Annotated in this window: 12 protein-coding genes; 6 read left to right on the forward strand and 6 right to left on the reverse strand. The window is 75.9% G+C overall.

Features of this window, described 5'->3' with window-relative positions:
* Positions 1-91: 91 nt before the first annotated feature.
* A complete protein-coding gene (locus Ae505Ps2_RS15365) occupies positions 92-676 on the reverse strand; it encodes a TetR/AcrR family transcriptional regulator (RefSeq protein ID WP_075307314.1) in 585 nt (194 codons plus the stop codon).
* Between the two features lie 206 nt (positions 677-882).
* On the opposite strand from Ae505Ps2_RS15365, the gene Ae505Ps2_RS15370 reads away from it, so the two are divergent.
* The gene (locus tag Ae505Ps2_RS15370) at positions 883-1422 is read left to right on the forward strand and encodes a DUF5709 domain-containing protein (RefSeq protein WP_198932367.1); all 540 of its coding nucleotides are present in this window, start codon (positions 883-885) and stop codon (positions 1420-1422) included.
* An 83-nt stretch (positions 1423-1505) separates the two neighbouring features.
* Here Ae505Ps2_RS15370 and Ae505Ps2_RS15375 read toward each other — a convergent pair whose 3' ends face one another.
* Together Ae505Ps2_RS15375 and Ae505Ps2_RS15380 are read right to left on the reverse strand one after the other, a co-directional pair.
* Positions 1506-1931 (reverse strand): SsgA family sporulation/cell division regulator, encoded by a 426-nt coding sequence (locus Ae505Ps2_RS15375; protein WP_075553730.1) that lies wholly within the window; start codon positions 1929-1931, stop codon positions 1506-1508.
* 285 nt (positions 1932-2216) lie between these two features.
* Entirely contained in the window at positions 2217-2882 is a 666-nt protein-coding gene (locus Ae505Ps2_RS15380; protein ID WP_075307310.1) for a hypothetical protein, read from the reverse strand.
* A 242-nt stretch (positions 2883-3124) separates the two neighbouring features.
* Between Ae505Ps2_RS15380 and Ae505Ps2_RS15385 the strand changes: the two genes are divergently transcribed.
* On the forward strand, positions 3125-4822 hold the full coding sequence (locus Ae505Ps2_RS15385) for an AMP-binding protein (RefSeq protein WP_075553731.1): 1698 nt from the start codon (positions 3125-3127) through the stop codon (positions 4820-4822).
* Between the two features lie 17 nt (positions 4823-4839).
* On the opposite strand, the gene Ae505Ps2_RS15390 is transcribed toward Ae505Ps2_RS15385, so the two are convergent.
* Together Ae505Ps2_RS15390 and Ae505Ps2_RS15395 are read right to left on the reverse strand one after the other, a co-directional pair.
* On the reverse strand, positions 4840-5472 hold the full coding sequence (locus Ae505Ps2_RS15390; RefSeq protein WP_020624955.1) for a flavin reductase family protein: 633 nt from the start codon (positions 5470-5472) through the stop codon (positions 4840-4842).
* Positions 5473-5518: 46 nt separating this feature from the next.
* Entirely contained in the window at positions 5519-6505 is a 987-nt protein-coding gene (locus tag Ae505Ps2_RS15395; RefSeq protein ID WP_075307304.1) for an aldo/keto reductase, read from the reverse strand.
* A gap of 102 nt (positions 6506-6607) precedes the next feature.
* Here Ae505Ps2_RS15395 and Ae505Ps2_RS15400 point away from each other — a divergent pair, with 102 nt between their 5' ends.
* Entirely contained in the window at positions 6608-7474 is an 867-nt protein-coding gene (locus Ae505Ps2_RS15400) for a helix-turn-helix transcriptional regulator (protein WP_075307302.1), read from the forward strand.
* Between the two features lie 10 nt (positions 7475-7484).
* Positions 7485-8492, forward strand: coding sequence for a cobalamin biosynthesis protein (locus tag Ae505Ps2_RS15405; protein ID WP_075307300.1), 1008 nt, complete (start codon positions 7485-7487; stop codon positions 8490-8492).
* 222 nt (positions 8493-8714) lie between these two features.
* Here the strand turns inward: Ae505Ps2_RS15405 and Ae505Ps2_RS15410 are convergent, their stop codons facing one another.
* Complete coding sequence (locus Ae505Ps2_RS15410; RefSeq protein ID WP_083695760.1) at positions 8715-9629, reverse strand: SURF1 family protein; 915 nt, start codon at positions 9627-9629, stop codon at positions 8715-8717.
* Between the two features lie 58 nt (positions 9630-9687).
* On the opposite strand from Ae505Ps2_RS15410, the gene Ae505Ps2_RS15415 reads away from it, so the two are divergent.
* Positions 9688-11217 carry a cobyric acid synthase gene (locus tag Ae505Ps2_RS15415; RefSeq protein ID WP_075312043.1) on the forward strand — a complete coding sequence of 510 codons (1530 nt, stop codon included), beginning with the start codon at positions 9688-9690 and terminating at the stop codon, positions 11215-11217.
* Positions 11214-13475, forward strand: a complete 2262-nt coding sequence (locus Ae505Ps2_RS15420) for a VWA domain-containing protein (protein ID WP_139318767.1) — start codon at positions 11214-11216, stop codon at positions 13473-13475. The genes Ae505Ps2_RS15415 and Ae505Ps2_RS15420 overlap by 4 nt, the downstream gene beginning before the upstream one ends.
* Positions 13476-13489: the final 14 nt, after the last annotated feature.

Genomic DNA, 13489 nt, shown 5'->3' on the forward strand with positions numbered 1-13489 from the left:
CACGACCGCGCCCCGCGGCCCGAGCACTACCTGTCGCGCACCCGGGAGACCCCCGCCCAGCGCGAGCGGTTCCGCGCCGAGGTGGACCGGCTCACCGGCTGACCCCGGGTGCCTCCAGCAGGGTGCGCGCGGCGCGCGTGACGTGGGCCAGCACCGTGTCCGGCTCGGCCCGCCCGACCGCGCCCTCGGGCAGCAGCGGCTGGACCAGGCTCAGCCCGAGCAGCCAGGTCAGGACCAGCTCCGCGCGCAGCTCGGCCTCGGCCCGGTCGGCGGCGCCGGTGGCCTGCGCGGCGAACGCCTCGGTGAACGCCCCGGCCAGCTCCCTCCGCACGGCCGTGGCCGCCTCCGACGTGCCGGCCGAGCGCACGACGGGCCCGAACAGGTCGCGCTCGGGGCCCTGGCTGCTGTCGAGGACGGACCGCAGCAGCCGGGGCAGGAGATCCTCGGGCGGGCCGTCGTGCAGCACGGCGAGGGCGCGCTCGGCGGCGACCCGGGCGAACAGGGCGTCCTTGCTGCCGAAGTAGCGGAAGAGCAGCGCCTGGTTCACCCCGGCCCGGTCGGCGATCGCACGGACCGAGGTGCGGTCGTAGCCGTGCTCGGTGAACAGGTCCGCGGCCGCGGCGAGCAGGGCCCTGCGGGTGCTGTCACCGGAACGGGCGGACGGGGCGGCGGTCACGGGGGAGTGCTCCTTCGTAGGTACTGGAGGTGCGGCGCGCCAGGGGCGCGGCGCGGGGACCGGCGACGGCGGGTCCGGTGTCGGCGACCGTAGCGTCCGGGCGTCGGCGCATGGCGGGAGGCGACGCCGGGTACGCACGGTCGATACCGAACACCCGAGACCGAACACCACCCGACACACGGCCACAGCGAGGAGACCCGCAGGCGATGGCATCCGCTTCAGGTGACGAGAACGAGTTCCAGCCGGAGGCGCCGGACATGGCGTCGGCGATGCAGCTGGACACCGACGAGGCGCTGACCGGGCCGTCGGACACCGACCCGCTGGACTCCGGCTACGTCCCGCCGGACCGCCCCTACGGCGTCGAGGACAACGCGGTGACCGCGGCGGGACAGGAGGAGGGCGAGTCGCACGAGGCGCGCCTGGCCCGGGAGCTGCCCGACGACCTGCCGGAAGGCGACCCGGGCCGCTCCGGCCGGCTGACCGCGGCCACCGACTCCGTCGCGGGTGACCCGGCCGTCGACGGCGCCGGAACCGACGTCGGCATCGACGGCGGCGCGGCCAGCGCCGAGGAGGCCGCCGTGCACGACGTCGACGAGGGCGTCGTGCCGGTGGTCGACGAGTCCCCGGTGGGGGACCCGGAGGTCAGCGACCAGCTCGCCCGCGACGCCGACCACGCCGACCAGGCCGCGGCCGACGCCGAGTGGGACGCCTCGACCGACCCCGAGTGGGCCGGGCAGAACCGCTGAGTGTCCGGGACACCCGGTCGACAAGAGGGCCCCGGTACCGCGTCGTGCGGTCCGGGGCCCTCGTCGTCGGTGGGAGCGTGGGCTCAGGGGGTGGTGGGGCCCGCCGCGCTGCCGGTCAGCCGGGCGATGGCGCCGTCGATGTCGAGGTGGTCGTGCTCCTCGCCGAGGTCGACGATCTCCAACGTCGAGTCGACGAACTGGGCCAGCAGGTCGCGGTCGACCTCCAGCGCGGCGGAGCCGCCGTCGGAGCGGATCTCCAGCTCGACGACGTCGTAGCCGTCGATGCGGCGCGGCGCCATCCGGATGTCACCGATGCCGGTGGGGGTGGTCAGGCCCTCGATCACGAGATCACGCGCGACGAGCCACTCGATCCAGCGGTCGGAGGACCGGCGCACCGAGAAGGAGATCGCGAACGGGTCCGCAGCGCGGTACGCCCATCGGCTCACGATCGGCGACGCCTGCCCGTGCAACACGGTGAAGACGTCCTGCTGGACCGACTCGCTGGCCATCGTGCTCCGCCTCTCCTGGCCCCCCCGACCGTCGCGGTCTCGCGACGGCCTCGTACGGAACATCGTCGAACCGGGCCCTGGCGCTGCACTCGACGCCGGGTTTCACCCGTTCGTGCCAACTGTCATTCACCTCACGGTACCCACGGCGCGCACAGGGCGTAACGCGAGGTCGGCTTCCGGCGAGGCACACCGTCCGGCGCGAGGCTCCGGTGACGGCGGGTGCCGGCGCGTGCCGGGCCGTGACCGGCCCCGGCAGTCGGCCTCGGTCGGCCCCGTCGGGTCCGGTCAGCCGCGGTCGACGTGGTCGACCACCCAGATCCCGCCGGTACCGGAGCGGACCGGCTGGGTGAGCCGGATCGTCGCGCGCTGCGGCGTGCGACCGTCGGTGGCGGCGTAGACACCGTTGCCGAGGCGGGTGACGGTCGGGTTCCGGTAGCCGAGCTCGCTGCCGACGAAGGAGAGCGTCACCTCCTCCGGGTCGAGCAGCCACGGGTCGCCGCCGGCGTCGGACTGCTGCTGCATCCGCCGCGCGGTCGCCGCGTCGCCCGCGGGCCACATCGGCGACGGCGCCGCGGCCGCTCCCGGGGCCCCGGTCCGGCCCGACCCGCCGCCGTCGGCACCACCGCGCCCGGGCGCGGGGGCCGGGGCCGGGGCGGGGGCGGCCGTCGTGCGCGACGGCTCGGCGGTGCGGCTCGGCGTGGGGGTCGCGGTGGGCGTCGGGGACGGGGTCGGCGTGGCGGTCGGCGATGTCGTCGTCGGGGCCGGCGACGGGGTGCGCCACGCCGCGGGCAGCTCGCTGTTGCCGCAGCCGGCCAGCAGCAGCACGAGGAGCACCAGCGCGAGCCCCACGAGTACGACGCGGAGCAGCGTCCGCGGTCCGTACCGGCCCACCCGCAGGCGGGACACCGACACGTCGGGGGTCGTCACCTTCGGCAGGTTCGGCACGGTCACGCGGGCACCTTACGATCACCGGCCCGCCCGGGCGGGCCGACCTCGCCGCCACCATCGCGTGATCGAGGTCCTACGGCCCGAGGTCCTGCGGCGGCCCTGTTCGGTGGGCCCGTGTGGCGGGGCCGTCGCGACCTGCCGAGCCTGCTGCGGAGTGACTAGGGTCGCGGTACGGCCGCACGGGCGGCCCCGCACGACGGGCCCGGGGCACGGGCCCCCCGCACGAGCCCACCGAGGTGCACCCCATGGCGACCGCCAGCCCGGCGACGGAGACGTTCCTCGCCGCCCGCGACTTCCTGCTGACCCACCGCGAGGACTACGACACGGCCTACCGCGACTTCCGCTGGCCGGAGCTCGACGAGTTCAACTTCGCGCTCGACCACTTCGACGTCGTCGCCGCGGACCCCGAGCGGGGTGCCCGGAAGGCACTGTGGATCGTGGAGCAGGACGGCTCGCAGGCGCACTGGACGTGGGCGGAGCTGTCCGAGCGGTCCAACCGGGTCGCGAACTGGCTGCGCGAGCAGGGCGTCGTCCGCGGCGACCGGGTCGTCCTGATGCTCGGCAACCAGCTGGAGCTGTGGGAGACCCTGCTGGCGGCGATGAAGCTGGGCGCCGTCGTCATCCCCGCAACCACCCTGCTCACCCCGGCCGACCTGCAGGACCGGATCGACCGGGGTCGGGCGCGGCACGTCGTCGTCGGTGCGGGCGACACCGCGAAGTTCGACGGCGTCGACGGCGACTACACCCGCATCGCCGTGCGCGGTGCCGTCGCGGGCTGGCGCGACTACACCGGTGAGGCCTACTCGGCCGCGGCCGACTTCACCCCGGACGGCGTCACGAAGGCCTCCGACACGCTGCTGCTGTACTTCACCTCGGGCACCACGGCCAAGCCGAAGCTGGTGGAGCACACCCACACGTCCTACCCGGTGGGGCACCTGTCGACGATGTACTGGATCGGGCTCGAGCCCGGCGACGTCCACCTCAACATCTCCTCGCCCGGCTGGGCCAAGCACGCCTGGTCCAACGTGTTCGCGCCGTGGATCGCCGAGGCGACCGTGCTCGTCATGAACTACGCCCGGTTCGACGCCGAGTCGGTCCTGTCGGTCCTGGACTCCTGCGGCGTGACCAGCTTCTGCGCGCCGCCGACGGTGTGGCGGATGCTGATCCAGGCCGACCTGTCCGGGCTGACGACGCCGCCGTCGAAGGTCGTCGGGGCGGGGGAGCCGCTCAACCCCGAGGTCATCGAGCAGGTCGAGAAGGCGTGGGGCCTGCGCATCCGCGACGGGTTCGGCCAGACCGAGTCCTCGGTCCAGATCGGCAACCCGCCCGGGCAGCCGGTCAAGCCGGGCTCGATGGGCAGGCCCATCCCCGGGTTCGTCGTCGCGTTGGTCGACCCAGCCACCGGGAAGGCGGCCGACGAGGGCGAGATCTGCCTGGACCTCGCCCACCGCCCCACCGGGCTGATGGTCGGCTACGCCGACGACCCGGAGCGCAACGCCGAGGCCATGGCCGGCGGGTACTACCACACCGGCGACGTCGGCTCCCGTGACGAGGCGGGCTACATCACCTACGTCGGCCGCGCCGACGACGTGTTCAAGGCCAGCGACTACCGGATCAGCCCGTTCGAGCTGGAGAGCGTGCTGATCGAGCACCCGGCCGTCGCCGAGGCGGCGGTCGTGCCGTCCCCGGACCCGGTCCGCCTCGCCGTGCCGAAGGCCTACGTGGTGCTCGCCAAGGGGCACGAGCCGACCGAGGAGACGGCGAAGGCGATCCTGCGGTTCGCCTACGACAACCTCGCGCCCTACAAGCGGATCCGCAGGCTCGAGTTCTTCGAGCTGCCGAAGACGGTCTCCGGCAAGATCCGCCGGGTCGAGCTGCGCGGCCGGGAGGGCGAGATCCACGCCGACCCGGCCGCGACGCCGCCCACCGAGTACCCCCTGTAGCCCCGGCGGGGGCCGGGTCACGCGTCGCCGAAGTGACCCGGCCACTGCTGATAGGGGATGCGGGTGATCTCCAGGACCTCGCCGACGCGCGACCACTCGTTGCGGCCCAGGCGGGCCAGCGGGGCGAGCCGGTGGATGTCGGGCAGGGAGTTGCCGCGTTCGTCGGTGACGAACACGCTCTCCTCGATCGCGGCGTGCACGACCCGGCCGATCACGACGGTCGAGTTGCCCAGCTCGATGCTGGCGTGCAGCACGCACTCCAGCGCGACCGGTGACTCGGCGACCCGCGGCGGCGCCACGACCGACGACGCCTCGGCGGTCAGCCCGACCGAGGAGAACTCGCTGATCTCGGCGGGGAAGTCGGTGCCGGTCGCGTTGATCTTCTCGAACATCGGCTCGTTCGCCAGGCAGACGACGAACTCGCGGGTCTCCGAGACGTTGCGCAGCGAGTCCTTCTTCCCGACCGACGTGAACTGGATCATGGGCGGGTCCACGCAGGACACCGTGAAGAACGAGTGCGGGGCGAGGTTGTCGACGCCGTCGGCCGAGCGGGTGGAGACCCAGGCGATCGGCCGGGGGACGACGACGCTGGTCAGGAGCTTGTAGAACGGGCCGCTGCCCAGCTCCTCGGGGACGATGTCCGTGCGCATGCCCCTGATCCTCCCCGGCCCGGCGCCGGGCCGCCCACCGCGAGGGTCAGTTCCCCACGCCGAGGGCCCCCATGAACGCCGACGGGTAGCGGTCCCCGCGCGCGGAGCCCGCGGGCAGCGCGTCGGTGATCGCGGCGAGGTCCGCCGGGCCCAGGTCGAGGTCGGCGGCGGGCAACGCCTCGGCGAGCCGCTCCCGGGTGCGGGCACCGACGAGCGGGACCACGTCGTCGCCCTGCGCGGCGACCCAGGCGATCACGAGCTGGGCGACGGTGACCCCGCGCTCGGCCGCCAGCGCGCGCAGCGTCTCGACCAGGCCCAGGTTGTGTGTCAGGTTCTCCCCGCTGAAGCGCGGGCTGCGGGTGCGGGCGTCCCCGGGCTTGCCGGGCTCGTAGTGGCCGGAGAGGAGCCCGCGGGCCAGCACGCCGTAGGCGGTGAGGCCGATGCCCAGCTCGCGCAGCGTCGGCAGGACCTCGGCCTCGACGGCGCGGGAGATCAGCGAGTACTCGATCTGCAGGTCGGCGACCGGGTGCACGGCGTGCGCCCGGCGGACGGTGGCGGCGTCGACCTCGGACAGCCCGAGGTGGCGGACGTACCCGGCGTCGATCATCTCGCTGATCGCGCCGACGGTGTCCTCGATCGGGACCTGCGGGTCGAGCCGGGCCGGGCGGTAGACGTCGACGTGGTCGACGCCGAGGCGGGTCAGCGAGTACGCGAGGAAGTTCTTCACCGCGACCGGGCGGCAGTCCTGGGTCAGCGGTGGCAGGCCCGGGCCACCGAGCCCGCCGAACTTCACCGACAGGACGTAGCCGTCGCGATCGCGCCCGCGCAGCGCCTCGGCGAGCAGCAGCTCGTTGTGGCCCATGCCGTAGAAGTCGCCGGTGTCGATCAGCGTGACTCCGGCGTCGAGCGCGGCGTGCACGGTCGCGACGGCTTCCGCGCGGTCGGCGTGTCCGTAGGAACCGGACATGCTCATGGCGCCCAGGCCGAGAGCGGAGACGGTGGGGCCGGTGGTGCCGAGGGTGCGTGTCTGCATGGGAGCCAGCGTGCGCCGCGTCGGCCCGTAGCGGGAGCGGAGCGTCGATCGTGGGAGCGGCGCTCCCTGGTCGGGCGGCCTGCCCACGGGGACCATCGCAGGGTGCAACGTGAACAGCTCGCGGACTTCCTGCGTCGCCGGCGGGACTCGGTCCGCCCGGCCGAGGTCGGCATCGCGGCGGGGCCGCGCCGGCGGGCCACCGGCCTGCGCCGGGAGGAGGTGGCGATGCTGGCGGGGATGTCGGTCGACTACGTCGTGCGCCTCGAACAGGGGCGCAGCAGCCGACCGTCGACGCAGCTGCTCGCCGCGCTGGCCCGGGCCCTGTGCCTGACCGACGACGAGCGCGACCACCTCTTCCGACTGGCCGGGCACCGGCCCGCTCCCGGGGAGGGGGTGGCCCGGCTCGCCCGCGCCGGGCTGCTGCGCCTGCTCGACCTGCTGCCGGCCACCCCGGCGATGGTGATCTCCGACCTGGGGGAGGTCCTGGCCCAGAACGCGATGTCACGGGTGCTCGCCGGGGAGCAGACCGGGTTCACCGGCGACGACCGCTACCTCGCCCACCGCTGGTTCACCCGGTCCGACCAGCGCGACGGTCACCCGCCGCAGGAGCAGGTGCGCCACTCCCGCCAGCTGGTCGCGGAGCTGCGGGCGGTGGCCGGGCGGCGTGCGGGGGACCCGGTGGTCGACCGGCTCGTCGCACGGCTGGCCGCGGCCAGCGCCGAGTTCCGCGAGCTGTGGGCCGAGCACGAGGTCGCCGTCCGCCGCGCCGACCGCAAGACGCTGCGGCACCCGCGGGTCGGCGCGCTGGTGATGGACTGCGAGACCCTCGTGACGCCCGACCTCGGCCAGCAGCTGGTCGTGCTCACCCCGGCCGACGACGACACCCGCGAGCGGCTCGAGCTGCTGCGCGTGCTCGGCGTGCAGGAGTTCCCGACCGGGCCTGCGCCGGACGGACGCCCGGTGGCCTAGTTTCCCCGGCATGGGAACACGGGGCCGCGCGACGGGGCTCGCCGCCGGGATCGTCGCCGACGCGTTGCTCGGCGACCCGCGGCGGGGGCACCCGGTCGCCGGGTTCGGTGCCGCCGCCGCCCGGCTGGAGCGCCGGCTGTACCGCGACGCCGTCGCGCCTGGTGCCGCCTACACCGCGCTGCTGGTCGGTGGCACGGTCGCGGCCGGGGCGCTGGCCGAGGCGGTCGCCCGCCGGGCCGGGGGTCGGCGGGAGACGGTCCTGCGGGCCGGGCTGACCGCCGTCGCCACCTGGGCGGTGCTCGGCGGGACCTCGCTGGTGGGGGAGGGCGCCGCGCTGGCCGCGTCGCTCGACGCCGGCGACCTGGACGCCGCACGCGCCCGGATCCCGCACCTGTGCGCGCGTGACCCGGACCTGCTCGACGCCGACGGAATGGCCCGCGCCGGAGCCGAATCGCTGGCCGAGAACACCTCCGACGCCGTCGTCGGGCCGCTGGTGTGGGGCGCGGTCGCCGGGATCCCGGGGCTGCTCGGCTACCGCGCGGCGAACACCCTCGACGCGATGGTCGGCTACCGCTCCGCCCGGCACGCCCGCTTCGGGTGGGCCTCGGCCCGCCTCGACGACCTGGTCAACCTGGCGCCGGCCCGGGTCACCGCGGTGGTCACCGTGGCCGTCGCGCCGCTGGTGGGGGGCTCGCCGGCGACCGCGCTGCGGACCTGGCGCCGCGACGCCGCCGGGCACCCCAGCCCGAACGCCGGTCCGGTCGAGGCGAGCGCCGCCGGTGCGCTCGGGCTGCGTCTGGGCGGGCCGACGATCTACGCCCACGGCACCGAGGACCGCCCGTCGCTCGGCGACGGGCACCCGCCCCGGGTCGCCGACCTGCACCGCGTCGCGCGGCTGTCCCGGCTGGTGGCCGGGACAGCCGGGCTGCTCGCCGTCGCGACGGCGGCGGTCCTCGCACGGCGGGGCGTGCCCACCCGGTCGGTGAGGGTACATCGGGGGCGGTCGCCGAGCGGGTGAGCGGGTCCGGAGGGAGGGATCGCGGGCGGTCGGTGTGTTCGGGGGGCGGGCGAATTCGCTTACCCGGTAAGCGAGTTCGGAGAGTGAGGCCCGCGAGGTGGCGCTGGTCCGGTGCGGGGCAGCGCGGGAGACGGGTCGGTCGGGCGGACTCACTGACCGGGTGAGCGCACGGGACTCGCGGGGTGCAGACCTGCCCGCCCGGCGCACCTGGCCGGGGCGGAGTCAGCCGGCGCCCGGGCCGGAGCCGGCGGCGTCGCGGGCGGTGTCACGGCGGCCGTCGTCGGCACCACCGTCGGCACCATCGGCGGCACGGTCGGTGACACGGCCGTCGGGGGCGGGCTCGTCGCCGAAGCCGTCGCGGCCGGAGAGCTGGTCCCGCAGGCTGCCTGCCGTCTCGCGCTTCCCGTTGCGCTGCAACAGTTCCAGTCGGATGAACAGGCCCAGCGCGATCAGGGCGACGGCGCCGAAGGTCAGCCACTGCAGGGCGTAGGAGAAGTTGCTGAACGGCGCTCCGCCCCCGACCGGCGCGATCGGGATCGGGTCCAGCACGCCCGGCTGACCGGCCTCCAGCACGACGACGCCCTCGACCGGCGTCAGGCCGGTGGCGGCGGCGACCGACCGGGAGTCGGACACGTAGACCTGGCGGGTGCCGTTCTCGACCAGCGGGGGGCGGCCCTGCGGGTCGGTCTCGTCCAGGCGCAGCCTGCCCTCGACGGTCACCGGCCCGGCGGGCGCCGCGGCGTACTCGGGCACGGCGCCCCGGTCCGCGGCCGGGATCGACCCCCGGTTCACCACGACGGTCCGACCGTCGGTGAGCCGCAGCGGCGTCAACACCTCGAACGCGGGCGCGCCGTCGACGACCCGCAGGCGGACCAGGGTCTCCGCGGCGCGGTCGAAGGAGCCGGTCAGGGTGACCCGGCGCCACTGGTCCTCGGCGCCGATCCCGGTGCCCGGCGGCACGAGCGTGTCGAACCCGACGGCGGGGGTCGCGTCGGCGGTGGCGATGGCCCGGCTCTGCGCGGAGCGCTCGGACTCCCGGTCGAACTGCCACGGCGCGAGCAGCGTGTAGCAGGCGACGGCGAAGGCCAGCACCGCGACGACGAACGCGATCCACCCGGGACGCAGCAGGAAACGCACGCCGCCCAGGGTAGCCGCGCCCGCCGACGGTCCCGCCGGGGCGATACTTCGCGCCGTGGTGGTTCAGGGAGCGGTCCTCGTCGCGGGGACGACGTCGGATGCGGGCAAGAGCGCCGTCGTCGCCGGCATCTGTCGGTGGCTGCACCGGCGCGGGGTCTCGGTGGCGCCGTTCAAGGCACAGAACATGAGCAACAACTCGGTCGTCACCCCGGACGGCGGGGAGATCGGGCGGGCGCAGGCGATGCAGGCCTTCGCCTGCGGCATCGCCCCCTCGGTCGACCTGAACCCGGTGCTGCTCAAGCCCGGCGGGGACCGGACCTCGCAGGTCGTGGTGCGCGGCCGCGCCGACGGCCAGGTGTCAGCGCTGTCCTACCGGCACCGCACCGCGGCGCTGTCCGACGTCGTCGCCGACTCCCTGGCCCGGCTGCGCGCCCGCCACGACGTCGTGGTCTGCGAGGGGGCGGGCTCGCCCGCGGAGATCAACCTGCGGGCCACCGACCTCGCCAACATGGGCTTCGCCCGGCGCAACGACCTGCCGGTGCTCGTCGTCGGCGACATCGACCGCGGCGGGGTGCTCGCGCACCTGTTCGGCACCCTCGCCGTGCTCGACCCGGCCGACCAGGCGCTGATCGCCGGCTTCGTGATCAACAAGTTCCGCGGGGACCCCCGCCTGCTCGAACCCGGCCTCGACCGGCTGCGCGAGCTCACCGGTCGGCCGACGCTGGGCGTGCTGCCCTTCGCCGAGGGGCTCTGGCTCGACGCCGAGGACTCGCTCTCCGCCGTCGCCGACGGGGTGCTCGGGCGTCCGGCCCCGCCACTCGGCACCCAGTGGCTGCGGGTCGCGGTCGTCCGGTTCCCGCGGATCTCCAACGCCACCGACGCCGAGGCGCTGGCCTGCGAACCGGGCGTCGCCGTGCGGTACGTGACCGAGCCGTCGCGGCTCGCCGACAGCGACGTCGTCGTCCTGCCCGGGACGAAGGCGACCGTCTCGGACCTGGCCTGGCTGCGGTCCTCCGGGATGGCCGACGCGGTGCGCGCGCACGCCGCGTCCGGGCGTCCGGTACTGGGGATCTGCGGGGGCTACCAGATGCTCGGGCACACCGTCGCCGACCCGGACGGGGCCGAGGCTGCCTCCGGCACCTCCGTCGCCGGGCTGGGGCTGCTGGACCTGGAGATCGCCTTCGACCCGGTCAAGCACCTCGGCACCCCCACCGCGACGGCGTGGGGCGAGACCGTCACCGGCTACGAGATCCACCACGGCCGCGTCGTGCGCTCCGGCGACCCCGGCCTGATCGGGGAGGAGGGCAGCGACCGCGGCAACGTCCTGGGCACGCACTGGCACGGCCTCGCCGAGAACGACGGTTTCCGACGGCTGCTGCTCACCCGCCTCGCGGACGAGGCAGGGCGAACCGGGTTCCGGGTGGCACAGGACACGTCGTTCGCGGCCGAGCGCACCCGGCAGGTGGATCTGCTGGCCGACCTGGTCGAACACCACCTGGACACGTCGTCACTTGAACATGTGATCGGACACGGTGCGCCGTCGGACCTCCCTGTGCTGACCTCCGGTCTGGCAGCCTCACCGGCGTGAGCACGAGCACCGCCCCCGCCGCCGGACCTCCCCGTTTCCCGTTCTCCGCCGTCGTCGGCCACGACGACCTGCGGCTGGCGCTGCTGCTCAACGCCGTGCACCCGGGCGTCGGCGGTGTCCTGGTGCGTGGGGAGAAGGGCACCGCGAAGTCCACGGCGGTGCGCGCGCTGGCGGCGCTGCTGCCCTGGCACGACGTCGTCGAGGCCTGCCGGTTCGGCTGCGACCCCGCCGCGCCGGACCCGTCCTGCCCGGACGGCCCGCACCCGGCGGGCGCACCGGGCGGCCGCCGCCCGGCCCGGTTGGTCGAGCTGCCCGTCGGTGCGACCGAGGACCGCCTGGTCGGCTCGCTCGACCTGGAGAAGGCGCTGTCCGAGGGGCGCCGCGCCTACCAGCCCGGTCTGCTCGCCGACGCCCACCGCGGGGTGCTCTACGTCGACGAGGTCAACCTGCTGCACGACCACCTCGTCGACCTGCTGCTCGACGCCGCCGCGATGGGCCGCGCGCACGTCGAGCGCGACGGCGTCTCCGTCTCGCACGCGGCCCGGTTCCTGCTGGTCGGGACGATGAACCCGGAGGAGGGCGAGCTGCGCCCGCAGCTGCTCGACCGGTTCGGGCTGACCGTGGAGGTCCGGGCCAGCCGCGACGTCGACACCCGCGTCGAGGTGACCCGGCGGCGGATGGCGTTCGAGGACGACCCGGCCGGGTTCGTCGCCCGCTTCGCCCCGGACGAGACCGCGACCGCGGCCCGGCTCCGCGCCGCGCAGGCCCGGGTCTCCGCCGTCGCGGTGAGCGACCGGGAGCTGCGGCGGATCGCGTTCGTGTGCGCCCGGTTCGACGTCGACGGCATGCGCGCCGACCTGGTCATCACCCGCGCCGCGGCCGCGCACGCCGCCTGGGAGGGCCGCGACGCGGTGACCGCCGACGACGTGCGCGTCGCCGCCCGGCTCGCGCTGCCGCACCGCCGTCGCCGCGACCCGTTCGACGAGCCCGGCCTGGACCCGGCCGAGCTGGACCGCGCCCTCGCCGACGCCGAGGACCACCTGGGTCCCGAGGACGGCCCGGACCCCGACGACGACCCTGACCACGATCCGGATCCCAGCCCGGGCCCCGGCGACCCGGCCGAGCCGCAGGACGGCCCGGACGGATCCGGGGCGGGCGAGGAGCCCGACGGGACCGGGGGGACGACCCCCGAGGCGGACGACCCTCGCGGCCCCGCGACCGGGTCCGGCGGGCGCGCCGAGGCCCCCGGCACCGACGGCACGGCGAGCGCCGACGGCGCCGACGGCACGACCGACCCGACCGATGCGACGGAGACGACCGAGGGGACCGGGGCGACGGACCCGGGGGACCGGGAACCCGGGGCCGCGCAGGCACCGGCCGGGGGCGACGGCGGGGAGGGCCGCGCCGTCGTCGTCGGGGAGGCCGCCCGGCTGCACCGGGCCACGGTCAGGAAGTTCACCGTGCCCGGGCTGGGCGCGGGCGCCCCGGGGCGCCGCTCCCGGGCCCGCACCGACACCGGGCGCGTCGTCCGCCCGTCCGGGGCGGGGACCACCCGCGCCGCGGACCTGCACCTGCCCGCGACCGTGCTCGCCGCGGCCCCGCACCAGGCCGGTCGCGGGCGCCGCGGGCCCGGCCTGCTGGTCCGCCGCGACGACCTGCGCCGCGCCGAGCGGGAGGGGCGCGAGGGCAACCTGGTGCTGTTCGTGGTCGACGCGTCCGGCTCGATGGCCGCGCGCAGGCGGATGACCGCGGTGTCCGGCGCCGTACTGGGCCTGCTCCGCGACGCCTACCAGCGCCGGGACAAGGTCGGGCTGGTCACCTTCCGGGCCCGGGAGGCGGAGCTGGCTCTGCCCCCGACGTCGTCGGTGCCGACCGCCCAGCAGCGCCTGTCCCGGCTGCGCACCGGCGGGCGGACCCCGCTGGCCGGCGGGCTGCTCAAGGCCCGCGCCGTGCTCGACGCCGAGCGGCGCCGGGACCCGCGCCGGCGTCCGCTGGTCGTCCTGCTCACCGACGGGCGGGCCACCGTCGCCGCCCGCGACGGCGGGGACCCCGTCGCCGACTCCCGCCGCGCCGCCGGGCTGCTGGCCGCGGACGGGGTGCACACCGTCGTCGTCGACTGCGAGGCCGGGCACGTGCGCCTGGGTCTCGCCGCGCCGCTCGCCGCCGCCGCGGGCGGCGAGCTGGTGACCCTCGACGAGCTGACCGCCGACAGTGTGGGCGACCTGGTCCGGGCGACCCGGTCCGCGCGCGCCGCCTGACACATCACGCCCGA

This window comes from Pseudonocardia sp. Ae505_Ps2 (assembly GCF_001932425.1).
Classification (GTDB): Bacteria; Actinomycetota; Actinomycetes; order Mycobacteriales; family Pseudonocardiaceae; genus Pseudonocardia.